Here is a 26,989-nt window from a genome sequence, read left to right on the forward strand (position 1 = left end):
GACCACCAATCAAGCTTCTAAAAACGTAACGAGCTCTTTGTCTCATTCGGTCCATAAGGACCTCAAGACCAAGCCGTCCACGTTTCTCTTTAGTCATTCCATATTGTCAAAGATCAAAAAGCAAAATGCCTTTTCTTAGAACTCAAAGCCAACATTCTTAATCAGCCAAGTCCCAAATTTTGGGGCGAACCGCCCCGCCGCCAGCAGCGCCGCCGCTGTCGATGGATCGGTTTATAGACCCCACCCCAATCAGAGTCAAACACTAAAATACATTTTTATGACATATATCCCCACCCATCGGGATAAACATAAATATATAAATAAATTCAACAGCTTAGAGAAATCCACAATCCAAGATCCCAACCACAAAAATCCACCACAAACAAAAAAGCCCAGATTTCTGCCATTCATAAGCAAACTGCCAAACAAGCCGCAATTACACCCTTCAAACACCCCTAAGCAATATCACTCATAAGTCGCGCATTACTCCTTCCGCTTGGACCATATTCCCCCTCCCAGAGGCGCCAGAAGCATCACAGGAGAGACTTTGCACGGTCATATTTAGTGGCTCCGTGCGTTTTCTCTCCTTTATCTCTATTGTCATGGCCAAAGAAAACCAATGGACTAGTCTCATAAGATTAGCTCTATCACCTTCCACAAAGTGCTATATAAGAAGCCTAGATTTCATGGTATGAAGTCTAGTCCCTTTTTTTGCCGTATTTGCGTGTTCCCTAGCGATGTCTTAAAAGAGGGTAAAGGATCTGGACCAAAGCGTGCGCGCTATCGCCGCTGACCCGTTTCAGGGACCCAAATCCGCAACCGTTGTCTGATGAATTGAAAGCCATATGAGCACAACAAGTTTGCCACAGGCGCCCTATCAAAAGGCGCCCCAAAAGAGACTGCAAGCTTCAGAGCGCCTCAGCAGCAAAATTAGTCTCGGACAGATGCCTGCGCTCCTGTCTCCATCTGCGCGGCTCAATCCACCCGATCGCCGTACTTTGAATATACGCTGGCTGGTTGGAACCGTTCTGACCGGTTGTACTTCTATTTTTTTGATGGGGGGAGCTCTTGTTGCCGGCATCCAAAGCCAGGACAAGATGACCGAGCAGGCCTTCTATCAGCAGACGGAACAAGACAGAGAACTGGCCCCTGGCGAATTGATCACGGCAGGAACCAAAGGCAACCGCCTGTCGCGCTCCATACGTCCGGTTTCCCACCGACGCGAAATTCAGGTCAGCACCATTTCGACCCTCGGCGACGAAAATTTGGTGACCACCAAGCCATTCATGCTTATCTCGGCCAGTCTTGAAACCAAGAAAAGCCTGAATGTGAATTTTCCGGCGTTTGATCCGGTTCGAATCTTTTCTTCCTCAGCAGAAAAGAAACCGCAAACGTCAAACCTACAGGACGATCAGCTTTACTCAGCCAATGTAGAAGGCGAAATGCGCCTTCGCAGTGAGCCCCTCAACCTGGTCAGCAATTATAAGCTGGATGCGGGGCGCCCCAGCAATTTTGAAATTCGGCGTCTTGTTGATCAGTCCGCATTGTTCCTCTCCGCAGACAATGATCCGACAGAACCTGCCTTTGGCGTCATTGATCCGGGGCGGTTTGAATTCCCAGCCACATCGGTTGATGTGATGGCACCTTCCTATATCCGCATTGTGCCAGAAAATATGAGTTCCATCACCAAGACGGAACTCAATGGACAGGGCACCGAAACCGAGGAAAAGATCGTTGTTGCTGTACAGGGAGATACCGTCCGCAACCTGCTGCTAGAAAACGAAGCCACAGAAGAAGAAGCAGCCAATCTCGCAGACCTGTTTGCAAACAAGGCAGGCATCGAAGCGCTTTCCAATAACCAACGTATGCGCATTGTTTACCAGCTGGTGCATGATGGTATCCGCGAGCGCAAGCCTCTGCGAATCAGTCTTTATCTTGGAGAAGAACATCAGATTACGGTCGCGCGTTCGGATCAGGGTACCTTCCAGGTTGCTGATGAGCCGGTGGAAAGCACACTTTCTCTTTCTGCCGCTGCAGAAAATCTGACCAATCTCCAGAGCGGCCCGCGTCTTTCGGTGTATGAATCGGTCTATCAGACAGCCCTTAACAATGGCATCGCGCCGGAGATGATCGATGAAATGATCAAGATCATGTCCTTCGATGTCGACTTCAATGCGAAGGTCAAACCGGGCGACTCTCTACAGCTTTTCCATTCCGTACCGGAAGATGGCGATGCGGAAAAAGCAGAAATCATGTTCATCGAAATTCAGCTCAACGGTGAAACCAAGCGCTATTACCGCTATCGCACACAGGATGATGGCATCGTTGACTATTATGATGAGAATGGCCGTAGCGCGAAAAAATTCCTGATGCGCAAACCAGCACCCGGAGCCAAATTCCGCTCGCCCTTCGGCTGGCGACGCCATCCGATCCTGAAGATCATGCGTCTGCATAAGGGCGTTGACTGGTCCGCCCCGCGTGGCACGCCGATTCTTGCATCTGGCAACGGTCGCCTGATCACGCGCAAATGGTCCAGCGGCTATGGCAAATTCATACAGATCCAGCATACCAACGGCTATGCCACAGGTTACGCGCATATGACGCGCTTCGAGCCGGGTCTTGAGGTTGGCGATTATGTTCATCAAGGCCAGATCATTGGCTATGTCGGCTCAACCGGCCTTTCGACCGGCCCGCATTTGCACTATGAGGTGACGGTGAATGGTCGCCATGTGGACCCGATGCGCATTCGGCTGCCGCGTGGCCGCACCTTGAGTGGCGACATGCTCGCCAGCTTTACTCAGGAGCGGGAACGCATCAACGATCTTCTGGGCAAACCAAGCGAAGTGCAGGTAGCCCAGAACGATACAGACTAAGAACACAGCAATAGTGTGTGAATCAAAAAGCCCCGACAGCCAATCTGCCGGGGCTTTCTTTATCTGCTTTGCTTGCCTTAAGGCGAAAGAAGAGGCTCGTTTATTCTTCAACACCGAAGGTCAAAGCATCATCCTTGACCACCACATGCACGCGTGACCCATCCAGAATACCGCCCGAGAGCAGTTCTTCGGCAAGGGGGTCCTGAATATAGCGCTGGATCACCCGCTTCAGCGGACGAGCACCATAAGCCGGATCATACCCCTTGTTGGCCACCCATTGGGTTGCTTCATCATCCAGCACCAACTCGATCTTGCGATCAGCCAGAAGGTTGGCCAGATGCTTCATCTGAATGGCCACGATGGAAGCCATATGCTCGCGCATCAGGCGATGGAAGATAATGATCTCATCGATCCTGTTGAGGAACTCGGGCCGGAAGGCAGCCCGGACAACGTCCAGAACCCGCTCCCTGTCGGCCTCGCTAAGATCCGTTTCCTCCTTGCCAAGCAGGAATTCGGCCCCAAGGTTCGAGGTCATGATGATCAGGGTATTGCGGAAGTCCACCGTACGCCCCTGCCCGTCAGTCAACCGGCCATCATCCAGCACCTGCAGCAGAACGTTGAAGACATCCGGATGCGCCTTTTCGATCTCGTCGAACAGAATCACCTGATAAGGACGCCGCCGAACCGCTTCGGTCAACACACCGCCTTCTTCATAGCCCACATAGCCCGGAGGCGCACCGATGAGTCGCGCCACCGAATGCTTCTCCATAAACTCGGACATATCGAGCCGAACCATGGCATGTTCGTCATCGAACAAGAAATCCGCCAATGATTTAGTCAACTCGGTTTTGCCGACACCCGTTGGCCCAAGGAACATGAACGACCCGATCGGGCGATTCGGATCTTGCAGACCGGCCCGTGCACGACGCACCGCCTTGGAAACGGCAGCAACCGCTTCCGCCTGCCCGATCACCCGTTCGCCAAGCTCGGCTTCCATACGCAACAGCTTGTCCCGCTCGCCTTCCAGCATCTTGTCGACCGGAATGCCGGTCCAGCGCGAGATGACATGGGCAATATGGTCAGACTGAACAGACCGATCGACCATGGCACCGCCCTGCTGGGTTCGTTCCTCCACTTCCGCAAGCGTCGCTTCAAGCCGCGGAATTTCGCCATAGGCCAATTCGCCAGCCTTGGCCAAGTCACCACGACGCTGAGCCTGTTCAAGCTGAACACGGGCTTCGTCGAGCTGCTCCTTCAGCTTGGTTGCATCGGAAAGCTTGTTCTTTTCCGCCTGCCAGCGCTGGGTCAGCCCTGCCGATTCTTCTTCAAGTCCAGCCAGTTCCTCTTCCAGCTTTTCAAGCCGATCCCGTGAGGCATCATCGTCCTCTTTCTTGAGGGCTTCGCGCTCGATTTTGAGCTGAATGATACGCCGGTCCAATTCGTCCAGCTCTTCAGGCTTGGAATCCACCTGCATACGCAGCCTTGAAGCAGCTTCGTCCATCAGGTCGATGGCCTTGTCGGGCAAAAAGCGGTCGGTTATATAGCGATCCGAAAGCGTAGCGGCCGAGACTAGCGCGTTATCGCTAATTCGCACCCCATGGTGGAGTTCATACTTCTCCTTGAGGCCACGCAGAATGGACACCGTATCAGCCACCGTCGGTTCATTGACCATAACAGGCTGGAACCGGCGAGCCAGCGCCGCATCCTTCTCGACATATTTACGATATTCATCCAACGTGGTTGCACCAACGCAGTGTAGCTCACCCCGCGCCAGGGCAGGCTTGAGTAGGTTGGACGCATCCATGGCGCCATCAGACTTGCCAGCACCCACAAGCGTGTGCATTTCGTCGATGAATAGGATCAGTTCACCACTGGCCGCTTCCACTTCGCTGAGCACAGCTTTAAGGCGTTCTTCGAATTCACCGCGATATTTTGCACCAGCAATCAAGGCCCCCATATCCAGAGCCAGAAGACGCTTTTCCTTAAGGGATTCGGGCACATCACCATTGATGATGCGAAGAGCCAGCCCTTCGGCAATGGCAGTTTTACCCACGCCGGGTTCACCAATCAGAACCGGATTGTTCTTGGTCCGACGAGACAGCACCTGAATGGTACGGCGAATCTCGTCATCACGCCCGATAACCGGATCAAGCTTGCCGTCGCGCGCATCCTGCGTCAGATCGCGGGCATATTTCTTGAGCGCATCATAGCCCTCTTCTGCCGAAGCCGAATCAGCGGTGCGCCCTTTGCGAATTTCTTCAATTGCGCGATTGAGATTCTGCGGCGAAACGCCGGCCTTGTTCAGAATTTTGCCTGCGTCACTCTCAGTCAGCATGCTGATAGCCAGCAGCAACCGTTCCACAGTCACAAAGGAATCGCCGGCCTTCTTGGCAATTTCTTCGGCTTTTTCGAACAGTTTGGCCATATCTGGTGATAGATAAAGCTGCCCCGCACCCGCGCCGGAAACGGACGGGATGGATTTGAGATGATCTTCCAGCAGCAGACGCACCTGCGCCGACTGGCCACCAGACCGGTCGATCAGACCAGAGGCCATGCCTTCCTTGTCATCCATCAATACCTTGAGAATATGCTCCGGCAAAAAGGCCTGATGCCCCTGCCCGATTGCATAGGTTTGCGCTGACTGCATGAAGCCGCGCGCACGCTCCGTGTAGCGTTCCAAGTTCATTGTCACTCTCCTTGTGCACAGTCCTGATCATCCAGCCTTGGCATGATCGAGATGCCACCCTTGAATTTGACTATCGCACAAGCTCCTGATCTGTTCCAGCGAGCAGCACGATGAGCCAGCCAGCCTCCCTGCTATCCTAGCCAAAGAGGTCTCCCCCTCAATATGGTGTTGCATTTGCGCAACAAAAGAGGCAAGTATGAATTAATTTCCAGCTTAGACTACCCCCTCCTCCTTGCCCCGACATTGCGGGCCTTTTCCCGAAGGAAGCGCCTCCCATGAGCATTTCTCTCAAAGCCATATATCGCTACCCAATCAAGGGATTTACCCCGCAGCCTCTGTCGCAGATCGAGATTTCAGAAGGCAAGCCGCTGCCATGGGACCGGGCCTTTGCCATTGAGAATGGAGCCAGCGGCTTTGATACCAAAGCCCCCGCCCATCTTCCCAAGATCCATTTCCTGATGCTGATGAAGCAGCCCGAGCTGGCAGCCCTCAAAACCGCGTTTGACCCGGAAACCGGCGCACTGACCATTAGCAAAGAGGGAGAAAGAGTGGCCGAAGGCAATCTGTTCAACCCCGAATCCATGCAAACCGCGCTCGACTATCTGTCCAGCTATTGCGCCAAACCTTTGCGCGGCACGCCAAGCCTGCTGCATGCTGAGAATTTCGCCTTCACCGATTCCAAAACGCAGGATATCACGCTCATCAATCTGGCATCTGTTGATGCCATCAGCGAGAAGGCCGGCAGCGTGCTAGATCCCTTACGTTTTCGCGGCAATTTCTATATTGAAGGAGCCAAGCCGTGGCAGGAGCATGACTGGGTTGGCAAGGATGTAACCATCGGCGGCCTTCGCTTCCATGTCCGCAAGCGCACCAGGCGATGCGCGGCCACCAACGCCAACCCCACTACCGGTGAACGCGACCAGAATATCCCGAAACTGCTGATGACGCATTTCGACCATTGTGACTGCGGTATTCATCTGATGCCCTTGCAAAGTGGCGCCCTAAAACCCGGTGCTTCGCTGGAGTTCCCACCGGAGGAATAAGGCAGCCGTTTCTCTGTTCGTTTTTACTCATCAGAGAACAACAGGCAATAAAAAGTGGGGCACCTTTTCGGGCGCCCCATCAACTCAGTCAAGGTAGAGGGTATTTATATGAGGGGAGTGCCTTATTTAAAGGCCATTGTTGCTTTGACAGCAGTCTGCCAACCGGCATAAAGCTTGTCAGCTTCTTCTGCTTCCATCTTCGGAGCAAAAGTGCGATCAACGCCAAAGTTCTGAACGATGTCGTTCTTGTCTTTCCAGAAACCAACAGCCAGACCAGCCAGATAGGCAGCACCCAGAGCTGTTGTTTCAATGCACATCGGGCGTTCAGCCGGTGTCTGCAAGAAGTTGGCCTGGATCTGCAGCAACAGGTCGTTGGCAACCGCCCCGCCATCCACACGCAGTTTTTCAAGCTTGATGCCAGAGTCCGCTTCCATTGCCGAAACGACATCGCGGGTCTGGTAGCACAGGGATTCCAGCGTAGCCCGAACGAAATGTTCCTTGGTCGTCCCACGGGTCAGACCAAACATTGCGCCGCGCACTTCTGAATCCCAGTATGGCGCACCAAGGCCAACAAAGGCCGGAACCATGTAAACCCCATCAGATCCCTGCACGCGGGTTGCGTACAATTCACTGTCTCTGGCTTCACGGAACATGCGCAGGCCATCACGCAGCCACTGAATGGCAGAACCGGCAACAAAGATGGAGCCTTCAAGAGCATATTCCACTTTGCCGTCAACGCCCCAGGCGATGGTCGTCAGCAGGCCGTTTTTGGAAGGAACAGCCTTCTCGCCGGTATTCATCAGCAAGAAGCAGCCAGTGCCATAGGTGTTCTTGACCATACCTTCGGTAAAGCAAGCCTGACCGAACAGGGCAGCCTGCTGGTCACCAGCCATACCGGCAATCGGCAGTTCCATGCCCTGGAAGGCATCTTTGGAGGTCATGCCATAAACTTCGGAGTTCGGGCGGACTTCTGGCAGCATGGAAGCAGGAACGGTGAGATGAGCCAGCAGCTCTTCATCCCATTTCAGCTCATGGATGTTATACATCAGGGTACGCGATGCGTTGGTATAGTCGGTGACATGCACTTTGCCGCCGGTCAGCTTCCAGACCAGCCAAGAGTCAATCGTACCAAACAGCAGATCGCCTTTTTCGGCTTTCTCACGCGCCCCTTCCACATTGTCCAGAATCCATTTGACCTTGGTGCCAGAGAAATAGGCGTCGATCAGCAGGCCGGTTTTGCTGCGGAACTCGTCGTTAAGACCCTTTTCTTTCAACTCATTACAGACATCCATGGTCTGGCGAGACTGCCAAACGATGGCATTGTAAACAGGACGACCGGTATTTTTGTCCCAGACAACGGCGGTTTCGCGCTGGTTGGTAATGCCGATAGCGGCAACTTCCGACACCTTCACATCCGGAGCAGACAGCAATTCGGCCACAACGGACTGCACCGAAGACCAGATTTCCATCGCATCATGCTCAACCCAGCCCGGTTTCGGGAAGATCTGGGTGAATTCTTTCTGAGTGACCTGTGCAATCTGGCCAGAATGATCGAACAGGATCGCTCTTGAGCTTGTAGTGCCCTGGTCGATTGCAAGTACGTATTTCTTTTCCATTTGATAATTCCTCCACGATGTCTACGAGGCAGGCGCCTTTCGGCGCCCGCAAATTGTTTTTTATTCACCAATCAGGCAAAGAGAACCTGATAAAGCGCGGCGCCACAAATACCACCGCAGATCGGGCCGAGCACAGGAATCCACGCATAGCCCCAGTTGCTGCCGCCCTTGCCGGGAATGGGCAGAAGAGCATGGGCAATACGTGGGCCCAGATCACGGGCCGGGTTGATGGCGTAACCCGTTGTGCCACCCAAAGACAAACCGATTGCAACGATCAGGAAGCCGACGATCAGCGGGTTGACCCCATCAGCAAACTGGTTAGCACCGATGCCTTGCAGGCAGAAGAGCAGTACAGCCGTTCCGATGAATTCACTGATAAAGTTGGCAACAGGGCTCTTGATGGCAGGACCCGTTGAAAAGACGCCAAGCTTGGTGCCTTCATCTTTGGTTTCGGCCCAATGGGGACCATACATCAGCACGATTATGGCAGCACCAAGGAAACCGCCAACCATCTGGCCGGCAATATATTCCGGCACCAGAGCCCAGGGGAAAGCCCCAACAGCGGCAAGACCAATGGTAACGGCCGGGTTGATGTGCGCGCCGGTGAATTTTCCGGTGACATAGACTGCCATGGCAACCGCAAAACCCCAGCCAAAGGCGATCACGATCCAACCGCCTCCCTTGCCATAGGATTTTTCCAAAGATGCGTTAGCGCACACACCGGCCCCAAAAATGATCAGCAGCATGGTGCCAATCATTTCACCAATAAAGTTTTCCAATTCTTCCTCCACATGTATTTCTGCAACTGCAAGGAGCGCAAAGCGTCGCTCCTTTCCTTCCCCCGGCAGGCTGGCCGGCATCGTCCTCCCAAACGATGCCTAAGCACAGACGAAGGATATCTCTCCTTGGATGGAGCGGTGCAGGTGTTTCCAAATGGCCTGCCCGGATCCGGAACTCCGAGGAAAGAGAACAGCAAACGGCTTAACCCTATACAGAGGCACATTTAGTCGTGTGCTGAAACTTCTCTTGAAAACCGCTGCAATCAGAACGCAACCTCGATGCGCTTCATGACGGCCTGAGTTTCATTCGTGATGCGTGCTTCGTCCCATCCCAAAAGTTCGGCCATAAGAGCCACAACTCTCGGAACAGCGGACGCCGCCGCATTTTTATCGATCAATGCAAGAGTGATACGCCCGCAGATAAAGTCGGATGCAGAAACAGCAGCTTCCTTTTCAATGGCATAGGGCACTTCAGCCTCGATAAAGGCGTAGTCAGGATGCAGGCGCTGGTTCAACCCCTGCTCCTTGGCGAGGCGGGCAACATGCTCTGCCTGATCGCCATAGGCTTCATTCAGATGCTTGGCAACAGCCTCATCCAGATCATAGATTTTGGCGATTACGCCAGCCTGATCAGGTGAGAAGGCTTCAGCACCGATCACTTTCATGTCGTGTGTGCGGCTTCCTCCGACAGATCCGAAAACACCACCCTTGATGACGGTATCCACGGCCTGCTCGGCCATCAGACGATAGGTCGTCCATTTGCCGCCCGAAATGGTCACAAGACCGGAGTTGTCTTCGATGATCACATGGTCACGCGCCAGCTGCGAGGTGTCCTTGGCATTTGGATTAAAGACCAGCGGACGAATGCCGCTCCAGGCTGACTTCACATCCTTTTCGGTCACATCGATATCGAAATAGCGACGGACATAACTCAACAGATAGCTGATATCTTCCGGTGACACTTCCGGATGGGATTCCACCTTGCATTCATTGTCTGTCGTGCCCACAAGCGCCTGCCCCTGCCATGGCAGAATGAACAGCACGCGGCCATCATCAGTTTTCGGGATCAGCAGTCCGCCATCCGGCGGCACAAAGTTGGCATCGAGAATCATGTGAATGCCAGAACTGACCTTCAGGATAGGCTTGGCTGCCGCATCATCCATCTTGCGAATGCCATCGGCAAATGGACCCGTTGCGTTGATGACCTTCTTGGCTTTGACATCCCATTCTTCGCCCGTATAGGCATCACGCACACGAGCACCCGCCACATTCTTTGCTTCATCATGCAGAAGAGACACAACTTCCACATGGTTGGCCAAAACGGCACCGGCACGCTCGGCAGTCATGGCAATGGAGATGGCCATGCGCACATCAACAAACTGGCCATCATAATAGAGAATGCAGGCTTTCAGGCCCTTGGCGTGCAGCATAGGAAAGCGCCGGATAGCTTCCTTGGCGCTGATGATCTTGCTGTGGCCGATATTCATCTTGCCAGACAGGATGTCATACATCTTGAGACCGGCATAAAGGTAAGGAACCTGCCACCAGGAATAGACTGGAGTAATCAGCGGCAAACGGTTGGACAGATGAGGCGCATTGCGCAAAAATGCGCCGCGTTCATGTAGCGCTTCGCGCACCAGATTATATTGTTCCTTGTCAAGCCGTTTAACTGCAGCTTCAAGATAGCGCACACCACCATGCACCAACTTGGTGCAGCGACTGGACGTCCCTTCACAAAAATCATAGCGTTCAACAAGAGCCGTTCTCAGACCGCGTGTTGCCGCATCCAGAGCAATGCCACACCCTGTCGCGCCACCACCAATCACAAGCACGTCAAATGGGGTGTCGTCATGCAATTTTTTCAGAGTTTCGGATCTCATCTCTTCCTCCCGAATAAACCGACAAGGTCTGGTTTTCTTTGAAGCAGAGCCTCAAAATGTTCGTTTTTGTATCTTTTCTTTCGTTATTTATATCATTGCTCGAAATAATGTTCAATTGAGTAATGTCGATCCATTAAACGAAAGAATAAGAACACCAACAGACGTTGTGCAGAAAAGACGAAACGCATCTGATTTTCTACATTAAAACAGAAGCTTATGTGAGACAAGGGAAAGGAAGGCACCAAGAGAAAGAAGACACAAAAAGGAAGAGAACAGAGAAAAAGGAAAATGAAGCTTCTGAGGTACCAGAAAACAAACTATTCGAAAGGTGAGCGTAAAATTACTAGGTCCAAAATTTTCGTTTGAATAAAAACGAACATACTCGGGACACCGCGTCTTTAAGACCCGAAAGACGTCAATCACGGCCAAAGCCCAAAATTCAGCTCTCTGACACCAGATGTGCCGTAACGGTAGAGGATTTGATAAGCTCGTCATAGGGTGCAGGAGGCAGGCAATCCAGAAACAGACCATCAAGCTCCGTTATGTTGCCCAGTTTAACCATCGCACGCCGCCCGAACTTTGTGTGATCGGTTGCCAGAAAAGTCGTGCGAGAATTCTCTATAATCGTCTGGGCGACCCGAACCTCCCGATAGTCGAAATCCAGCAAGGTGCCGTCTTCATCAATTCCGGAAATGCCAATCACACCGAAATCAACCTTGAACTGTTTGATAAAATCGATAGTCGCCTCACCAATCACCGCCAGATCTCGCGGACGCACATGCCCGGGCGCAATTGAAACATCGAAGCTTTCCTGCTGGCTCAGCTTGGCAGCAACGTTGATGTTGTTGGTCACCACATTGAGATTCTTGTGATTGAGCAGGGCATCAGCCACAGCTTCAGTGGTCGTACCGATATTGAGAAAAAGGGATGCTCCATCAGGGATATGAGCGGCAACCATCTGACCGATTCTGGCCTTCTCGTCCTTCATCACTTCGCGCCGTTCGGTGTAATCGACATTGCGCGTATTGGAAATCAGGCTCGCCCCCCCGTGATAGCGGCGCAAAATGCCATGATCACACAAAAGCGCGATATCCCGCCGGATTGTTTGTGGAGTGATGTCAAAGAGGGCAGCCAGTTTTTCAATGCCAACAAAGCCCTCAGAGCGCGCAATCTCAACGATCTTTTCCTGTCTCTGATTGAGCCCCTTCTGGGTTACGCTGGCATTCTGGCCGGTTACCATTTTTCTTCTCCACTTTGATAAAGCCTGATTATTTCAAGCATATCCGCTTTCCTTATACACCGGATGGGCGAACGGGTTCCACCGATAAAGGGTAGCAATACGGAGATTAACCGAAGGTTTCCGGTGCTGCCAGCCTATCAAGGCCCAGACAGCTGCCACCGATACCGGTCAGTGTCTATCTGACGCATCCCCGACTTTGATCCATTTACCCCGCGCTAAAGCAGCGGATGACTATTCAGGTTCACAAGCAGAAATCTCTCTTGAAAAGTCCATCAGCCTTCTGCCTGCCATTTTCAAAGCCCATTGAACCTGCTAGTCGTCCAACAAACAAAATGATATTCAAATTCGAAAATAGCTTTTATACGCGTCTCCTGAGCGTTACGGCGACCAAGATGATGACAAATCCAGAATAGAAGGGATATACAGTCCAGGCATCGCATGTAGTCTCGCAGATTGGACGCATCGAGTTCGCGCGCAAGCCAAAGGCAGTATTCCAGAATCATATGAAAACAATCATTATCATGCGCTGCGCTCCCGATCTGGAGCATGAATTCTCTGGCGTCACGTCAGATGATATTTGTTTTCTGCCATCCTTCTATGGAGATACCGCGCCGCAGAAGACTAAGGACAGTCCCTATTTTCACTATTTCAAAGGCGGCAAATGGTCAGGCATTTATGACCTGTTCCAGAACTATCCCGAGCTGATCGACGGATTCGATTATTTCTGGTTCGTGGATGATGACATCCGCGCCTCCGGCCAGACCGCATTGGACTTCATCAATATCGTCAGGGAAAACAACTTCCAGCTGGCTCAACCGGCGCTGACGAGCGACAGCTATTGGGCTCACCGGATCACGCTGGAAAACAGAGGCTTGCTCTACCGCAATACCAATCTCGTCGAGCTCATGATGCCAATCATGCATCGCGATTTCCTCAAGCGTGCGCTCCCCCTTTTCAAGGACCGCGACGCTGCCATGGGAATCGATTTCATGTGGCATCAGCTGACCAGTGATCCAGCAAGGGATGTCGCCATCATCGACGCCACCCCCATGCAGCATTCACGCCCGAGGCAAAAGCTCCTCAAAAATGCGATGAAAAAATGCAACAAGGATATTTTTGAAGAGCGAGACAACACGATCCGGCAATTCTCGATTAAAAGACAAATGCCAGTCGTCCTTGGTGCCAAAACCCGACAGAACCTGATCATCAAGCGGAATGCCATGCTGCTGCTGCGCCTTGCGTTGGAGCTGGGGCGATTGCGCGCTGACATGAAAATGCAAAAACTCAGGCTTAGGGATTTTCGCAATCTCTTTATTCATCAGCTGTTTGGTAGAACTGATTCGGATACCTTTGATAGGCAATCACTCTCTTCCGCAAGGCGCCAGCTTTCAGCGACGAAGCCCCCCGAACGATAGCCCTCCCCGTCGGGTCCACGCTCTATAAGCGCATGCATGGCCAGTACGACCTCATGCTTATTTTTCCTGTTATCCGGCGCAGATCGCGGTAAGCTCGATCTCCATCAGACTATGATGCGCCTTTCCTCTTACCCTGAACAATGACCAAGGAGGCCACAATGCAAAAGAGACAATTGGGAAATGGACTGGAAGTCAGCGCCCTCGCTCTGGGCGCCATGGGCTATGGCAAAAGCCGGGAAATTGAAGACCGGGAAGATATGATCGCCCTGCTTCGCGCCGCCGTCGATCGCGGCATGGACTTCTTTGATACCGCCGAGGTCTATGGCCCCTGGACCAATGAGAAAATGGTGGGCGAGGCCTTTGCAGGCATGCGCGACAAGGTAATACTCGCAACCAAATTTGGCTGGAATATCGACCAGACAACAGGAGAGCATCTCGGCGGCGTCAACAGCCGCCCCGAACAGATCCGCTCGGTTGCGGAAGGCAGCCTGAAGCGCCTTGGCACAGACTATATCGATCTGTTCTACCAGCATCGTGTCGACCCCGATGTCCCGGTCGAAGAGGTGGCAGGAACGGTCGGGGATCTGATCAATGAAGGAAAAGTCCGCTGGTTTGGCATGTCTGAAGCCAGCGCCACGTCAATCCGCCGCGCCCATGCCGAATATCCCGTCGCCGCGCTGCAAAGTGAATATTCCCTATGGACCCGCGAACCAGAGGAAGAAATCATCCCGCTGCTCGAAGAATTGGGCATCGGTCTGGTTCCCTTTTCACCATTGGGCAGAGGTTTCCTCACAGGGAAAATCGACACAGTCACCGAATTCAGCTCCAATGACATGCGCAGCCAAATGCCTCGATTCGACGAAGAGTCCCGTGCCGCTAACAAACAATTTGTCAGCCTTCTTACGGAAATAGCAGAGCGTCAGGGCGCCACACCGGCTCAAATTGCCCTTGCCTGGCTATTGGCACGCAAGCCTTTCATCGTCCCACTCTTTGGCACGCGCAAACTGGAACGCTTTGATGAAAATATCGGCGCTCTTGACGTCATTTTGAGTGCGGAGGATCTGACCGAGATCGATGGAGCCGACCTCAAGGCACAAGGCGCCCGCTATCCGGACTCACTGCTCCAGTTTTCCGGAAAATAGCCCAAAAGCGAACAAGCAAGCTGCTGATGCTCTTCAAACCAAACCTGAATCCATCGGCAGCAAATAAAATAGCACGCACAACTCCAGCGCCCGCTTTACTTAAGCGATTAAACGGACAGATTGTTCAAAAGAAGAAATGGTGCCGCTGATAGGACTTGAACCTACGACCCACGCATTACGAATGCGTTGCTCTACCAACTGAGCTACAGCGGCTTACCAGTGTCCGGTCATGAGACCGATCCGTTTCTGGCCCCCGAAGCCTGCCTGCATCAAAAGCGTAATTCAACGCAAAGCCACTGATCAAACGATCAAAAACGGGGTGGCCTCTCTTAGCCAATTCCATGAACGAGAGCAAGAGGCAAAATCGCTTTGTGGTGGAAATTCCAGAAGGCGTGAACAGATCTGGTTAGAAAATCCTTCCAGACGAAAAAAGGGCCCGGTTTACCAACGGGCCCTCTTGTATTATTGAGCTGCACAGAATCAGAAAAGCTTGAACCGTTTTTCCGGTTTGTGCGCTGTGCCATCCTTCTTCGGTCCGGGATCGTCAGGAGGAAATGGCATCGGAAACTCGACTTCTTTCGGTTTTTCGATTTCAACCTTTTCAGCGGATTTTTCCACGCGCTCTGCTTTTGGTTCTTCCGCTTTGGCGTCCTTGGTTTCAGCCTCAGGCTTTTCCTCTTCTGCGCTTAGCATATCCTTGGCCGTCTCCGGCTCTTCTGGCTCAGCAGGAGGTGTCGAACCAGCTTCTTCTGCTGCGGCCTCTACAACATCGGATTCAGATGCGGCTTCCCTCTTCTCTTCTGTTTCGGCCTCGACGACAGGTTCTTTCTGCTGAGGCTCTTCAGGGGTGATTTCCTCTACAGTATCTTCAGAGACAGCGAAGGCCTTTTCCTTCTCTTGCGAGCCATCAGACGGAATGAGGACCATTTTCTCTTCAGAGGCAGGTTCCAGCTCGCTGCTATCCAGAACAGGCTGTTCAGCATGAGCCGCTTCGCGTACAGGCACTTTCCACTCATAGGCATCAATCTTCCCCGTTACAGGGGAAATCGGCTGCCAGACCTCGCTGATCTGCCCGTCAGCCGTCCATGCAGGGTCCCGATGAGCCCCCACAGCGCGAGCCAGCCACTGGCGAACCAGACCGAAGTCATTCTTCTCGCCTTCTTCGAGCTCGGCCATCAACATGCAGATACGCGGTGTCAGATGGCTTTCAGCCATTGGCTCGAGCAAACTGCGGGCTTCTGCCCATTCACGTGCATCAATAAAGGCGCGTGCCATGGCAAGCTTGGATTCGACATTGTCTGGCATCAGACCAAACAGAACCCGCATGCGCTTGAGCCGGTCCAGAGCGGTGTCCCCATCCTTAATATAGACATAGGCTTGGGCCAAATCCGGATGCGGCTCAATGCGCCAAGCCGCTTCAACCAGCTTGGAAGCTTTGCGATAATCCCGTGCGTCATTCAGAATGCGTGCTTGCATCGTGACAGCCGGAACAAGCCCTGGCGCCAGTTTGCATGCTTCGCTGAGCAATGGCCGCATGGAAAGATCCGCATTGTCTTCCCCTTCCAGCTCCATGGCCTGAGCGGTCAGGATCACAGCGCGTTGACGGCGGAAATCCGCCTTTTCTATATGCTTGTTGGCGTAATTCTGCGAAAGCGTCACCAGAGCGCCCTGCCAATCCTCACCGGCGGTCTGCATATCGAACAGGGCAGCACCAGCCCAACCCGGCGCCTTTTTGCTCTCGTCCGTTGCAGCCTTGGCCATTTGCAGCGCTTCTTCCATATCGCCGCGCCGCTGCGCTTCGATATAGAGCCCTCGCCGACCAAGGGCGCGGGTTTCATCGGTATCAAGCATGGCCTCAAAGCTCTGACGTGCTTTGGTGGGCTCGCCTGCCAGCTGCGCTGTTTGCGCCTCCAGCATCAGGGTCATCGGTTCCTGCCCGATCAGCTTGCGGGCCTTGGCGGCCTGCTTGCGTGCGAGAGCCAGATCACCAACGCCCACAGCAATCATGCCGGTGGAGAGCGCCTTATAGCCCTTGTCACGACGACGGGAGGAAAAGAAGCCAGTCACCGAGCGTGGCGAATTCCAGATGCTTTTGATAACGATCCACAACACGACGGCAACGCCCATCGCAGCCACAATGAGCAGAAAGCCCATCAGCAAAGAAACCTCGAAGCCCATATCGAGCCAAGGCCAGTTGATGATGATTTCCCCGGGGCGATCAGCCAGCCAGGCACCGCCAAACGCGATGGCCAGCAAGACAGCAAAAAAGATGAGTGCTTTAATCATAACGTTCCGTTCCCCACCTTAGCTCGCTTTATCGCTGGCGCCAGTGCCGAACTCAGCGCGAATGGTGTCCATCGCCGCATTCACTGCAATGCGAGCCTTCAATCCTTCAATCCAGTCGGCACCCGCTTTCGAAGTGCGGGCCGCTTCAGGCAAGGCGTCCCATTCTTCTGCGGCTTTCACCAGATCACCTTGTTTGATATGAAATTCGATAACGCCAAGCCGACTGGTCAGGCTATCGCCTTTCTGTTCACCATTGAGGGAGCGAACCTTGACCATGCTCTGAGCACTGATCAGGAATTTATCGAGCAAAGTCGTAGCCCCTGCGCCTTCCGCTTCGCGCAGGATATCGTCATATCTGGCGCGGAAGCCTGCAGCCAGCTGTTGCGCTGTTGGTGCGCCGGTTGCCGCATAGTCCTGAAGCGCAGTAACCGCCTCATGATCACCAACCACATTGGCAAAGGTCTTGAGCGCCAGCTCATAATTGGCACCCGATGCAACAGCATTCTCCAAACCGGCCAAGGCAATCGTGCGAGCCGAGCTCTGCATCCGCTCGGACAGGTTATTCTCTTCAAGAGCGGTGACCCGCTCGCGCAAGGATGACGTTTCCGTGGTCATCTTTTCCGAGAAATTGGCAAGATCGACAACCACATCATTGATGCGGCGATCGGCGGACGACAGAATGTCATCCCTTGCGGCTTGTAGATCCTCTTCGAGCTTGGCTGCCTGCTCGGCAGCCTTGCTTTCGATCAGCGCGCCCTGCTCTGCGGTCTGGGACTGCAAGGTCGCCAATTGAGCCTTGGCGTCAAGCAACTCCGTCTGCAGGGAATCAATGGCGCTAACACTTTCCTTCAACTCATCAATGCGACCGGCAAGCGCTTCAAGCTGCAAACCGACCGGACTGTTGCTATCCACCGGAGCAGCCTCTTCATCGCTGCCCCCTTCTTCTGATGCCGTTGCGCCACCATCAGCGCCGCCCAAAGCAGCAAGCTTGGTTTCAAGCGCTTCAATGCGTGCGCTCACGTCAGCAAGGTCCGCGGTTGGAATTTCTGAAAGACTGCTCTTGACGCTGGCCAGTTCCGACTGCACCCCATCGATCTTGCCAGTGTTGGCCTCAAGCCGAGCATCGACATTGGGCAGGGAAACCCAGCCCTGCTGCAAACCCACATAGCCAAGAGCGATAATCGCGACGCCACCGAGCAAACCACCCGCAAAGCCACCGCCAAAGCCGCCGCTTTTCGGCGCTTCGTCAGACCGGGGGGTTGAAGCCGGAGGCGCACCACTATCTCCGCCGCTACCAGCGCCCTGATCCATGGACGATTTCTCGCCAGTCACCTCGTCAGAGGCCTCGCTCTCGCCAATCCCCGTATCATCAACAGAGGACTCATCATCCGAAGCCGCGCTATCTTCAACAGCGCTGCGGGCCTCTTCATCCACTGGGTCCTTGGCAGGAGTCTTTTCATCTGGGCCGTCTGAAGCAACAGTCGTTTCTGAAGCCTTATCCCCCTCGGCACTGGCCTGTTCAGCCTTGGCAGCCTCTTTAGCTTCAGGCTTTGTTTTCTCTGCTTCTGTAGATGGCTTTTCAGCCGCAGGGGCTTCAGATTTGGTCACCTCTTCTGCGGTCAGATCAATGGTTTTGACCGGCTTACCTTTAGCCTCGGTCCTATTATTGGATTTGCGAGTTGTCATACCATTCCTCAATTCCCGCGAGACGGGACGATCACTTCTCAGCTCTGCCCTCTTGGTCTTCACAAAGGGCCAGATTCAATAAATCTTCATATGCAGTATCGACCTGCCATAAGGGTCTGGTCAGGGTGCAAATAAGTACCGACCCCGACCTCAAGCCTCCAACCTTACGGCGATCTGATGTCATTTTTGCGGCCACAAAAGCCACAAAGCCTGCATAGTTTACAATCTTGTGCCTTCCGGCAACATAGCTGCCACAAAAAATAAGCACTATTAGATTAATTAGTTATGGCCATTTTGCACGCATGCAAGCAAAGATCGCTCATTTGGTGCCTCGGCCACAACCAAAGGATAGCCCAAGCCCTCCAATGGAAGCGCAACAGCAGGGGAAAGGCAATAGAAAATAGCCTTGTGTAAGTGTTCAGACAGACCCACTTGTTCAATTAATGAAAGAAATATCCGACAGCTACGCTGCGAATAGAGCAGAATTCCATCCAGCTGCTCGGTCCGGATCGCCTCGCAAACCTCATCGCTCAAGCATGTAAGAGCTTGGCTTTCATACACCTCACATAAGCGAACGGAAAAACCGTCAGCCGACAGGGCCTCGGCGAGGCGCCCCGAGCGCACCTTGCCTGACAGATAGAGAATTTCCCCTTTTTGTGGATCAAGCGCGCTCAGAAGCTGCTTTTCCAATTCCGCACCATTGGGGGCCACAAAGGCAATTTTAATAAATCCGAGCGCAGCGGCCAGATCTGCCGTGCGCTTGCCGACACAATAGAGAGGCACGCTTTTCAACCGCTCAAGCTGATCGCCCGCCACCATGCGCAGCCCGTTGCGAGAGGTCACAACAAGAGCCTGCCATGATGCATCCGGAAAAGAAAAAGAGAGCGGCACGATCTTCATGACCGGAGAGGCGAGCCCCTCCACACCGAGTGTTTCGAGCGCCTTGATGGTCTGGTGCTGATCGATTTCAGGTCGCGTGACCAGAATTTTCAACAGCCTATCCTTCCATGGCTTAAGTCTTGTGGGCCTTAGCTCTATTGACAGGCCGCCAATACGGCGGCGAAGAAAGCTTCCCCTGCCTTTTCCTTGAGCCTGTTGGCCGCATTCACGCCAACCATTTCAGCTTCATCGGCTGATCCCGCAACGGTGATATCATAATGCTCGCTGCCATCGGGCAAAAGCACCAAGCCCGAAAAGGTCAACCGGTCACCATCCACTTGCGCAAGACCTGCGATCGGTGTGCGGCAGGACCCATCCAGCACACGCAGAAAGGCACGTTCGCAAGCAAGCTCCTTGGCGGTGGTCTCATGATGGATACCAGCCAGCAAACCGGAGATCATTTCGTCACCGATACGAGATTCGATGGTAATAGCCCCCTGACCGACAGCGGGCAAAAATTGGTCCACCTCGATGGGAGCCGTGATCACATCTTCATCCCCGAGTCGCTTCAAGCCCGCGCACGCCAGAAGGGTCGCATCGGCCACCCCTTCATCAAGCTTTTGCAGGCGGCGCTGAACATTGCCCCGATAGGTGATCACCTTAAGATCTGGACGCAGCTTTTTTACCAAAGCCTGACGACGCAAAGAGGATGTGCCCACCACTGCCCCTTCGGGCATATCCGTAAGGCAGGTATATTTGCGCGAAATAAAGGCGTCTCGCACATCTTCACGGGGCAAGAAGCAACTAAGCTCCAGCCCATCCGGCAACCATGTGGGCATGTCTTTGGAAGAATGGACCGCCATATCGATTCGCCCATCCAGTAGAGCGTCCTCGATCTCTTTGGTAAAAAGCCCCTTGCCCCCAGCTTCAGAAAGCGGGCGATCAAGGATACGGTCACCGGTGGTCTTGATTACAACAATCTCGAAGTCATCCTCGCCCATGCCATGGGTAGCCATCAGCCGGTTGCGCGTCTCATAGGCCTGTGCCAATGCAAGTTTACTGCCTCGAGTGCCGATTTTGATGAGTTTGGATTGCATCGAACGGGCCTTCATGCTCTTGTTGCGGTGTCCATCCCCGTTTCGCTTAAAGCGAGGCCCCACAAACAGGGCCCAAAAAAGGGGATGCCAATGATCTCTCTTTGCTCTAAAAGTCAGGCCATGCGGCATGTCGCTGCAAGCATCGCCTTTGAGGGGCACAATAAAGGCAATAAAGTAGTCCGCGCAATGATCGTTTTAGGCATAGAAACAAGTTGTGACGAAACCGCCGCCGCGGTGGTTAGACGATATGATGACACATCAGGTGATGAGCGCAGCGGTCAGGGCGAAATTCTTTCCAATGTGGTGCTCAGCCAGATAGAAGATCACGCAGCCTATGGCGGTGTCGTTCCGGAAATCGCGGCCCGTGCCCATGTGGAAGCCCTCGACGGCATCATCAAGACCGCCATGGCAGAAGCCGGAATGCGCTTTGATCAACTCGATGCTGTGGCAGCAACCTCGGGTCCGGGGCTTATTGGCGGCGTGCTGATCGGCCTGATGAGCGCCAAGGCCATTGCCGCCGCGCATGATTTGCCCCTTATTGCTGTCAATCATTTAGAAGGCCACGCACTCACCGCGCGCCTAACCAACAATGCCCCATTCCCCCATCTCATTTTGCTGGTCTCTGGCGGGCACAGTCAAATCCTGCTGGTCAAGGGTGTCGGCGACTATGAACGCTGGGGCACCACCATCGACGACGCACTGGGTGAAGCCTTCGATAAAACCGCCAAACTGCTCGGCCTGCCCTATCCCGGCGGACCGGAAGTGGAAAAGGCGGCCCTCAATGGTGATAGCAAACGCTTTGCGCTGCCTCGCTCCATGAAGGGGCGCGATGGCTATGATTTTTCCTTCTCTGGCCTCAAAAGCGCGGTACGGCGGGAAGCGGAAAAGATCGCCCCGCTAAGTGATCAGGATATCGCCGATCTGTGCGCCTCTTTTCAGGCCGCCATTTGCGATATTCTCGCTGACCGCATCGACAAGGCCCTTGTTACCTTCTCCGAACGCTTCCCTGAGAAGAAAGAACCCCAATTGGTTGTCGCCGGAGGGGTTGCCTCCAACAAGGCCATCCGGGCAACGCTCGACACGGTTCTGGCCAAGCGGGGCGCTAAACTGGTCGCGCCACCGATTAAACTGTGCACCGACAATGGCGTCATGATCGCATGGGCCGGTGCCGAACGCTTTGCGCTGGGCATGAGCGATCCTCTGGACGCTCCGGCACGCCCGCGCTGGCCACTGGACAAGGATGCCCAAGCCAAGATTGGCGCAGGCAGAAAGGGAGCCAAAGCATGAGTAAGCCGGTAGCAACGTTATCCGCATCAAATGTTTTCCAGCGCATTTCGGTGCTCGGCGCCGGTGCGTGGGGCACCGCTCTGGCGCTCAATGCAGCCCGGGCAGGACGAGATGTCGTGCTTTGGGGCCGCAACGCAGAAAGCCTTGATTCCATCAGCACAAAGCGCCAGTTGCCCGCCTATCTGCCGGGCATCACCTTTGATCAACCACTGGAAACCACCACGGATATCACCGAAGCCGCTGACGCAGACTGCATCTTGCTGGTCGCACCTGCCCAGATGACCGCAAGCATCGCGGAAACCATCGGGCTTTATGTGCGCAAAGGCACGCCGGTGGTGCTGGCCGCCAAGGGTCTTGAAAAAGGCACCCAGCGCATGATGAGCGAAGTATTGGCCGACTATCTACCGCAAGCGACCCCGGCCATTCTGTCCGGTCCGTCCTTTGCTGCCGATGTCGCCCGCGGGCTGCCCACCGCTGTAACCATCGCAACCCCTTCTGCGCCGTTGGCAGACAAGCTATGCGCAACCCTTTCAAGCCAGTCATTCCGCCCCTATGCCAGCACAGACATGATTGGTGTCCAACTGGGTGGTGCGCTCAAGAATATTCTCGCCATCGCCTGTGGCATCGTGCTTGGCAAGCAGCTCGGCGCCAGTGCTCACGCGGCGCTCATGACCCGCGGTTTTGCTGAAATGCAGCGCCTTGCCCTCAAGCTTGGCGCGCGTTCTGACACCCTGATGGGCCTTTCAGGCTTTGGCGATGTAGCGCTTTCCTGCTCCAATCATCAGAGCCGCAACTTTGCCTTCGGCTTCGCCCTTGGTGAAGGCAAGGCCTTGTCCGACCTCATGGCTCCGGGCGCCAAGCTTTCCGAAGGGGCCTATAGCGCTCGCGTTGCTTGCGAATTGGCCAACGCTCATGGTGTTGAACTGCCCGTCGCTCAGGCCGTAGCCGACGTACTGGAGCAGAAAGACAGCATCGACGAAGCCGTAACCAAGCTGATGAGCAGACCGCTACGCGCCGAGAGCGAAGTCCCTTCCAAACCGAATTCTTAAAGTCAAGAACAGGAGAACTCTCATGTATTTCATCGTAAACTGCACCGATAAAAAAGGCGCCCTGAACATCCGCAAGGCAAACCGCGATGCGCATCTTGAATTCGCGCATGCCAATGCCGACACCATCAAGGTGGGTGGCCCTGTCCTGTCTGACGAAGGCGAAATGATCGGCTCCTGCCTCATCTGTGAAGTAGAAGACAAGGCAGCCCTTGATGCATTCCTCGCTCAGGACCCATATGCAAAAGCAGGCTTGTTTGAATCCGTCACCTCCCAGCCTTGGAAATGGGTTCTGGGCAAACCGGAATAACAACAACCGCAATCAGATCAACCGGAGAGGCATATGGCTTACTGGCTTTTCAAATCCGAGCCCAACACCTGGGGCTGGGACCAGCAAATGGCAAAAGGCGAGGAAGGTGAACAATGGGACGGCGTGCGCAACTATCAGGCACGCAACAACATGCGCAAAATGAAGCTCGGTGAAAAAGGCTTTTTCTATCACTCGGTGAACGAAAAGCAGATCGTCGGCATCATTGAAGTGTGCGCTGAAGTTCATCCGGACACGACCGATGACACCGGCAAATGGGAATGCGTTGACATCAAGGCCGTCAAACCGGTCAAGACACCTGTCACGCTGGAAGATTGCAAGAATCATCCCGAGCTTGGCAATATGATTCTGGTCAATAATTCCCGACTCTCCGTTCAACCCGTATCAGACGAAGAATGGAAAATCGTCTGCGAGATGGCTGGCGTTGATCCTTGAGCGAGCAATAGATCAAGAAAAAGGGGAAGCCGGTTCATCCAGCTTCCCCTTTTTCTTTGCCTTTATTCCCTTCCGCGCTTTTGACCAGAAGAACTGGTCACCACACACCAGCTCCCCCTCATTTACGCCCTGACTGTGATAAATGCCTGCATCCGCTGCTGAATGAACGGGATGATGAGATACACCATGGCGATCACCACGAGCGGCACCATGATCATCGCCCGTTGCCAAAGCTGCCATTGCGGTGTCATCGCCGCTATCCCATAAAGCAACAGGGTCACCAGCGGATAGACAAAAAGCAGAATCATCAGCGCAAAACGGGCGCGGGACGGTTTACGTGCAGTCATATTCATGCGATCTTCCTTTCGAGACGATCCGTTCCGTTTAATAGATCTTTATATGAACGATACGTTCCGTTTCGTCAAGAGGAAAATCATGACTACCGAAACTGAAGACCCGGACCACAAAGAAAACAAGAAAACCCGCCACTCGATAGGGGCCAAAAAAAACCCCGATACCGAGACAGCTATTCTGGATGCGGCAGCTGATATCATCGCGGAAAAAGGCATCGGAGGCCTGCGCATGGAAGCGGTTGCTCGCAAGGCCAAGGCAGGCAAGGCGACGCTCTACAGATGGTGGCCCAGCCGTGGCGCTCTTCTGCTTGCGGTCTACCAACGCAAGAAACCGTCCGTATGCTACAGAGATACAGGCTCGCTCTATGAAGATTTCCTGCATTTTGCAAAGGATCTTATAGAGATTTGGCAGGGAGAGAATGGGCTGTTTTTCAAAGCCATCATCGCTGAATCCCAGTCGGATCCAGATGTCGCGGAAAAACTGAAAGACTATCACGCCGAAAGGCTTGAAGCGCTAGCCGCTGTGGTCACGCGCTCTCAACAGCGGGGCGAGATTCCCCAAAATGAAGATCCCACCACAAGAGCCGAGCTTGTCATCGGCCTATTGTGGCAAAGGCTGCTCAACAACCGGCTGGATGAGTCAATTGACGAGCATATCAAAATGCTCGCCAATAGTGATGAGACATAAGCCCCGAAGAAAAAGGGGTCATGTCTATTATTGCACCTTGGTATGTTCTTCGTGAATGCCAATGCTGAGACGAATCGAAGCTGTCGTGGAAAGATGGGAAATTTCCGCAATCTTTTCCTGTTGCACCGCATTGGGGTCATTCCACTGCAGCTCAAGCCAGTTGCGCTCATAGCCGATTTTCACCAAGGCTTCGATGACGGACTTGGTCACACCAATGCCACGCGCATCATAATCGACATACAGAATATCAACATGCCCGACCCGTTTGCCGGAAATGGTTTCTGGCAAATCAAAGAAGGTGCAGAACGCACTCAATTTACCATTCACATAAGCGCCTATAACCTCTGCGGTCCGATCGGTCAGCAAGGTTTCCGCGTAAAACATATCTGGCTGGCGAGGTGCACCGCGTTTGCGCTCCTGTGCGTAAGCCGAAATCAAAGGAGCCAGCTCGAGGGCTGCATCCAGTTCCAGGATCTTGGTCAAAAATTCGCTCATTCTCACTCCCGTATCGATTTAAGGCCACTAAAAATCTTGGCTGGCAAAACATGCCGGTTGCCTTCTATCCAGCAGCGATCAATTCATTAGACTATCTCTATGGTAAATAGTGCAGCAAATTACACAATCCATTGTGCAGCACCTTCCCCATTTATCCAAGCCGTACCAAACCAAAGCATAGGAACAAAAAAAGCCGGATCGCGCGACCCGGCCTTTCGTCCATGAAAACAGGCTATAAATCCAGCAGATCAGACCGAGATCCCAAATCCGCCGTAAGCCAATCAGTCCAGATCGCGCACATCAACAAAATGACCCGCAACCGCAGCCGCAGCAGCCATGGCCGGAGAAACCAGATGGGTGCGGCCCTTGAAGCCCTGGCGACCTTCGAAGTTACGGTTGGATGTTGATGCACAACGCTCACCCGGAGCCAGCTTGTCAGCATTCATGGCAAGGCACATGGAGCAACCCGGCTCACGCCATTCGCAACCAGCTTCGATGAAGATCTTGTCCAGACCTTCTTCTTCGGCCTGCACCTTGACCAGGCCCGAGCCCGGCACGATCATCGCATTGATGCCTTCCTTGACCTTGCGTCCCTTGAAGATATCAGCAGCAGCGCGCAAATCTTCAATGCGACCGTTGGTGCAGGAGCCAATGAAGATACGATCGACGGCAATGTCGGTCATCTTGGTGTTTGGCTTAAGACCCATATAGTCCAACGCACGCAGAACAGCATTGCGGCGTCCTTCATCTTCAATCTTTTCCGGATCCGGTGTGGAACCATCAATGGTCGTCACATTCTCAGGGCTCGTGCCCCATGAAACGATTGGCGGCAACGATGCAGCATCCAGCGTAACAACCGTATCGAATGTGGCATCCTCATCCGTATAGAGGGTTTTCCAGAATTCCAGTGCCTTGTCCCAATCAGCCCCTTTCGGTGCTTTCGGGCGGCCCTTGATATAGTTGAAGGTTGTTTCGTCCGGTGCGATCAGACCAGCGCGTGCCCCGCCTTCAATGGCCATGTTACACACGGTCATACGGCCTTCCATGGACAAGCCGCGAATGGCTTCACCACGGAATTCAATCACATGGCCGGTACCGCCTGCAGTGCCGATCTTGCCGATAATGGCCAGAACGATGTCTTTAGCTGTTACGCCTTCGCCCAGCTTGCCATTGACTTCGACCTTCATATTCTTGGCTTTTTTCTGCACCAGCGTCTGGGTCGCCAACACATGCTCGACCTCCGAGGTGCCGATGCCGTGAGCCAGAGAGCCAAAAGCGCCGTGGGTGGACGTGTGCGAGTCACCACAAACGATGGTCATGCCCGGCAGCGTAAAGCCCTGTTCCGGGCCAACGATATGAACAACACCTTGACGGTTATCCAGCTCGTCATAATATTCCACACCGAACTCGACAGCATTTGCGGCGAGCGTTTCCACCTGCAGCTTGGACTGCGGATCATCAATACCCTTGGTGCGATCGGTCGTCGGGACATTGTGGTCAACAACGGCCAGCGTACGCTGTGGTGCGCGCACCTTACGGTTTGCCATGCGCAAGCCTTCAAAGGCCTGCGGCGAGGTGACCTCATGAACGAGATGGCGATCAATATAGAGCAGGCATGTGCCGTCTTCCTGTTGATCAGCCACATGGGAGTCCCAGATTTTGTCATAAAGGGTCTTAGGTGCAGACATGCTCGTCATCAGTCCTCTTAACAAACGATTTCGAAAATGGGCTGCAT

The 26,989-nt window shown here is 53.7% G+C and carries 21 protein-coding genes and 1 tRNA gene; 9 read left to right on the forward strand and 13 right to left on the reverse strand.

Annotation, left to right across the window (positions count from 1 at the left end):
* The first annotated feature begins 1,097 nt into the window (after positions 1 to 1,097).
* Positions 1,098 to 2,873, forward strand: coding sequence for a M23 family metallopeptidase (locus BM258_RS11085; RefSeq protein WP_175528035.1), 1,776 nt, complete (start codon positions 1,098 to 1,100; stop codon positions 2,871 to 2,873).
* Between the two features lie 100 nt (positions 2,874 to 2,973).
* Here BM258_RS11085 and clpB read toward each other — a convergent pair whose 3' ends face one another.
* Positions 2,974 to 5,559, reverse strand: coding sequence for an ATP-dependent chaperone ClpB (clpB, locus tag BM258_RS11090; RefSeq protein ID WP_090072242.1), 2,586 nt, complete (start codon positions 5,557 to 5,559; stop codon positions 2,974 to 2,976).
* A 275-nt stretch (positions 5,560 to 5,834) separates the two neighbouring features.
* Between clpB and BM258_RS11095 the strand changes: the two genes are divergently transcribed.
* A complete protein-coding gene (locus BM258_RS11095; protein ID WP_090072244.1) occupies positions 5,835 to 6,602 on the forward strand; it encodes an MOSC domain-containing protein in 768 nt (255 codons plus the stop codon).
* Positions 6,603 to 6,724: 122 nt separating this feature from the next.
* Here BM258_RS11095 and glpK read toward each other — a convergent pair whose 3' ends face one another.
* From glpK to BM258_RS11115, 4 genes are all read right to left on the reverse strand, one after another.
* Positions 6,725 to 8,218 carry a glycerol kinase GlpK gene (gene glpK / locus BM258_RS11100; protein WP_090072246.1) on the reverse strand — a complete coding sequence of 498 codons (1,494 nt, stop codon included), beginning with the start codon at positions 8,216 to 8,218 and terminating at the stop codon, positions 6,725 to 6,727.
* Between the two features lie 71 nt (positions 8,219 to 8,289).
* Positions 8,290 to 8,997, reverse strand: coding sequence for an MIP/aquaporin family protein (locus tag BM258_RS11105; RefSeq protein ID WP_090072670.1), 708 nt, complete (start codon positions 8,995 to 8,997; stop codon positions 8,290 to 8,292).
* Between the two features lie 263 nt (positions 8,998 to 9,260).
* Entirely contained in the window at positions 9,261 to 10,877 is a 1,617-nt protein-coding gene (locus BM258_RS11110) for an FAD-dependent oxidoreductase (protein ID WP_090072247.1), read from the reverse strand.
* Positions 10,878 to 11,316: 439 nt separating this feature from the next.
* On the reverse strand, positions 11,317 to 12,117 hold the full coding sequence (locus BM258_RS11115) for a DeoR family transcriptional regulator (RefSeq protein ID WP_090072249.1): 801 nt from the start codon (positions 12,115 to 12,117) through the stop codon (positions 11,317 to 11,319).
* 503 nt (positions 12,118 to 12,620) lie between these two features.
* Between BM258_RS11115 and BM258_RS11125 the strand changes: the two genes are divergently transcribed.
* Together BM258_RS11125 and BM258_RS11130 are read left to right on the forward strand one after the other, a co-directional pair.
* The gene (locus tag BM258_RS11125; RefSeq protein ID WP_090072253.1) at positions 12,621 to 13,532 is read left to right on the forward strand and encodes a DUF707 domain-containing protein; all 912 of its coding nucleotides are present in this window, start codon (positions 12,621 to 12,623) and stop codon (positions 13,530 to 13,532) included.
* A gap of 158 nt (positions 13,533 to 13,690) precedes the next feature.
* A complete protein-coding gene (locus BM258_RS11130) occupies positions 13,691 to 14,674 on the forward strand; it encodes an aldo/keto reductase (protein ID WP_090072671.1) in 984 nt (327 codons plus the stop codon).
* A gap of 137 nt (positions 14,675 to 14,811) precedes the next feature.
* On the opposite strand, the gene BM258_RS11135 is transcribed toward BM258_RS11130, so the two are convergent.
* The 5 genes from BM258_RS11135 to hemC form a co-directional block, all read right to left on the reverse strand.
* Positions 14,812 to 14,887: transfer RNA gene (locus BM258_RS11135), tRNA-Thr, on the reverse strand.
* A 267-nt stretch (positions 14,888 to 15,154) separates the two neighbouring features.
* Positions 15,155 to 16,960 carry a heme biosynthesis protein HemY gene (locus BM258_RS11140; protein ID WP_090072256.1) on the reverse strand — a complete coding sequence of 602 codons (1,806 nt, stop codon included), beginning with the start codon at positions 16,958 to 16,960 and terminating at the stop codon, positions 15,155 to 15,157.
* Positions 16,961 to 16,978: 18 nt separating this feature from the next.
* On the reverse strand, positions 16,979 to 18,646 hold the full coding sequence (locus BM258_RS11145) for a hypothetical protein (RefSeq protein ID WP_090072258.1): 1,668 nt from the start codon (positions 18,644 to 18,646) through the stop codon (positions 16,979 to 16,981).
* A gap of 279 nt (positions 18,647 to 18,925) precedes the next feature.
* Positions 18,926 to 19,639, reverse strand: a complete 714-nt coding sequence (locus tag BM258_RS11150) for a uroporphyrinogen-III synthase (RefSeq protein WP_175528036.1) — start codon at positions 19,637 to 19,639, stop codon at positions 18,926 to 18,928.
* Between the two features lie 41 nt (positions 19,640 to 19,680).
* A complete protein-coding gene (gene hemC / locus BM258_RS11155; protein ID WP_090072673.1) occupies positions 19,681 to 20,622 on the reverse strand; it encodes a hydroxymethylbilane synthase in 942 nt (313 codons plus the stop codon).
* 186 nt (positions 20,623 to 20,808) lie between these two features.
* On the opposite strand from hemC, the gene tsaD reads away from it, so the two are divergent.
* From tsaD to BM258_RS11175, 4 genes are read left to right on the forward strand one after another with little or no spacing between them, the layout of a single operon-like run.
* Positions 20,809 to 21,909, forward strand: a complete 1,101-nt coding sequence (gene tsaD / locus BM258_RS11160) for a tRNA (adenosine(37)-N6)-threonylcarbamoyltransferase complex transferase subunit TsaD (RefSeq protein WP_090072675.1) — start codon at positions 20,809 to 20,811, stop codon at positions 21,907 to 21,909.
* Entirely contained in the window at positions 21,906 to 22,958 is a 1,053-nt protein-coding gene (locus BM258_RS11165; protein WP_090072261.1) for an NAD(P)H-dependent glycerol-3-phosphate dehydrogenase, read from the forward strand. The genes tsaD and BM258_RS11165 overlap by 4 nt, the downstream gene beginning before the upstream one ends.
* 22 nt (positions 22,959 to 22,980) lie before the next feature.
* The gene (locus tag BM258_RS11170) at positions 22,981 to 23,265 is read left to right on the forward strand and encodes a YciI family protein (protein ID WP_090072262.1); all 285 of its coding nucleotides are present in this window, start codon (positions 22,981 to 22,983) and stop codon (positions 23,263 to 23,265) included.
* Positions 23,266 to 23,298: 33 nt separating this feature from the next.
* Entirely contained in the window at positions 23,299 to 23,718 is a 420-nt protein-coding gene (locus tag BM258_RS11175; RefSeq protein WP_090072264.1) for an EVE domain-containing protein, read from the forward strand.
* Positions 23,719 to 23,840: 122 nt separating this feature from the next.
* Here BM258_RS11175 and BM258_RS11180 read toward each other — a convergent pair whose 3' ends face one another.
* A complete protein-coding gene (locus BM258_RS11180) occupies positions 23,841 to 24,071 on the reverse strand; it encodes a putative antibiotic biosynthesis monooxygenase (protein ID WP_090072266.1) in 231 nt (76 codons plus the stop codon).
* Positions 24,072 to 24,153: 82 nt separating this feature from the next.
* Between BM258_RS11180 and BM258_RS11185 the strand changes: the two genes are divergently transcribed.
* Positions 24,154 to 24,759, forward strand: coding sequence for a TetR/AcrR family transcriptional regulator (locus BM258_RS11185; protein ID WP_090072268.1), 606 nt, complete (start codon positions 24,154 to 24,156; stop codon positions 24,757 to 24,759).
* 27 nt (positions 24,760 to 24,786) lie between these two features.
* Here BM258_RS11185 and BM258_RS11190 read toward each other — a convergent pair whose 3' ends face one another.
* The gene (locus tag BM258_RS11190; RefSeq protein ID WP_090072270.1) at positions 24,787 to 25,254 is read right to left on the reverse strand and encodes a GNAT family N-acetyltransferase; all 468 of its coding nucleotides are present in this window, start codon (positions 25,252 to 25,254) and stop codon (positions 24,787 to 24,789) included.
* A 281-nt stretch (positions 25,255 to 25,535) separates the two neighbouring features.
* Positions 25,536 to 26,942 (reverse strand): 3-isopropylmalate dehydratase large subunit, encoded by a 1,407-nt coding sequence (gene leuC / locus BM258_RS11195; protein ID WP_090072272.1) that lies wholly within the window; start codon positions 26,940 to 26,942, stop codon positions 25,536 to 25,538.
* Positions 26,943 to 26,989 lie beyond the last annotated feature (47 nt).

It is taken from the genome of Cohaesibacter marisflavi, from assembly GCF_900115225.1.
In the GTDB taxonomy this organism is placed as follows: domain Bacteria; phylum Pseudomonadota; class Alphaproteobacteria; order Rhizobiales; family Cohaesibacteraceae; genus Cohaesibacter; species Cohaesibacter marisflavi.

Excerpts from the sequence above, each read along its gene's own strand:
- BM258_RS11190 (WP_090072270.1), bottom strand. The coding sequence starts at position 25,254 with ATGAGCGAATTTTTGACCAAGATCCTGGAACTGGATGCAGCCCTCGAG.
- hemC (WP_090072673.1), bottom strand. The coding sequence starts at position 20,622 with ATGCAATCCAAACTCATCAAAATCGGCACTCGAGGCAGTAAACTTGCA.
- BM258_RS11110 (WP_090072247.1), bottom strand. The coding sequence starts at position 10,877 with ATGAGATCCGAAACTCTGAAAAAATTGCATGACGACACCCCATTTGAC.
- BM258_RS11115 (WP_090072249.1), bottom strand. The coding sequence starts at position 12,117 with ATGGTAACCGGCCAGAATGCCAGCGTAACCCAGAAGGGGCTCAATCAG.
- BM258_RS11170 (WP_090072262.1), top strand. The coding sequence starts at position 22,981 with ATGTATTTCATCGTAAACTGCACCGATAAAAAAGGCGCCCTGAACATC.
- BM258_RS11165 (WP_090072261.1), top strand. The coding sequence starts at position 21,906 with ATGAGTAAGCCGGTAGCAACGTTATCCGCATCAAATGTTTTCCAGCGC.
- tsaD (WP_090072675.1), top strand. The coding sequence starts at position 20,809 with ATGATCGTTTTAGGCATAGAAACAAGTTGTGACGAAACCGCCGCCGCG.
- BM258_RS11180 (WP_090072266.1), bottom strand. The coding sequence starts at position 24,071 with ATGAATATGACTGCACGTAAACCGTCCCGCGCCCGTTTTGCGCTGATG.
- clpB (WP_090072242.1), bottom strand. The coding sequence starts at position 5,559 with ATGAACTTGGAACGCTACACGGAGCGTGCGCGCGGCTTCATGCAGTCA.
- leuC (WP_090072272.1), bottom strand. The coding sequence starts at position 26,942 with ATGTCTGCACCTAAGACCCTTTATGACAAAATCTGGGACTCCCATGTG.
- BM258_RS11140 (WP_090072256.1), bottom strand. The coding sequence starts at position 16,960 with ATGATTAAAGCACTCATCTTTTTTGCTGTCTTGCTGGCCATCGCGTTT.
- BM258_RS11145 (WP_090072258.1), bottom strand. The coding sequence starts at position 18,646 with ATGACAACTCGCAAATCCAATAATAGGACCGAGGCTAAAGGTAAGCCG.
- BM258_RS11085 (WP_175528035.1), top strand. The coding sequence starts at position 1,098 with ATGACCGAGCAGGCCTTCTATCAGCAGACGGAACAAGACAGAGAACTG.
- BM258_RS11175 (WP_090072264.1), top strand. The coding sequence starts at position 23,299 with ATGGCTTACTGGCTTTTCAAATCCGAGCCCAACACCTGGGGCTGGGAC.
- BM258_RS11095 (WP_090072244.1), top strand. The coding sequence starts at position 5,835 with ATGAGCATTTCTCTCAAAGCCATATATCGCTACCCAATCAAGGGATTT.
- BM258_RS11130 (WP_090072671.1), top strand. The coding sequence starts at position 13,691 with ATGCAAAAGAGACAATTGGGAAATGGACTGGAAGTCAGCGCCCTCGCT.
- BM258_RS11185 (WP_090072268.1), top strand. The coding sequence starts at position 24,154 with ATGACTACCGAAACTGAAGACCCGGACCACAAAGAAAACAAGAAAACC.
- glpK (WP_090072246.1), bottom strand. The coding sequence starts at position 8,218 with ATGGAAAAGAAATACGTACTTGCAATCGACCAGGGCACTACAAGCTCA.
- BM258_RS11125 (WP_090072253.1), top strand. The coding sequence starts at position 12,621 with ATGAAAACAATCATTATCATGCGCTGCGCTCCCGATCTGGAGCATGAA.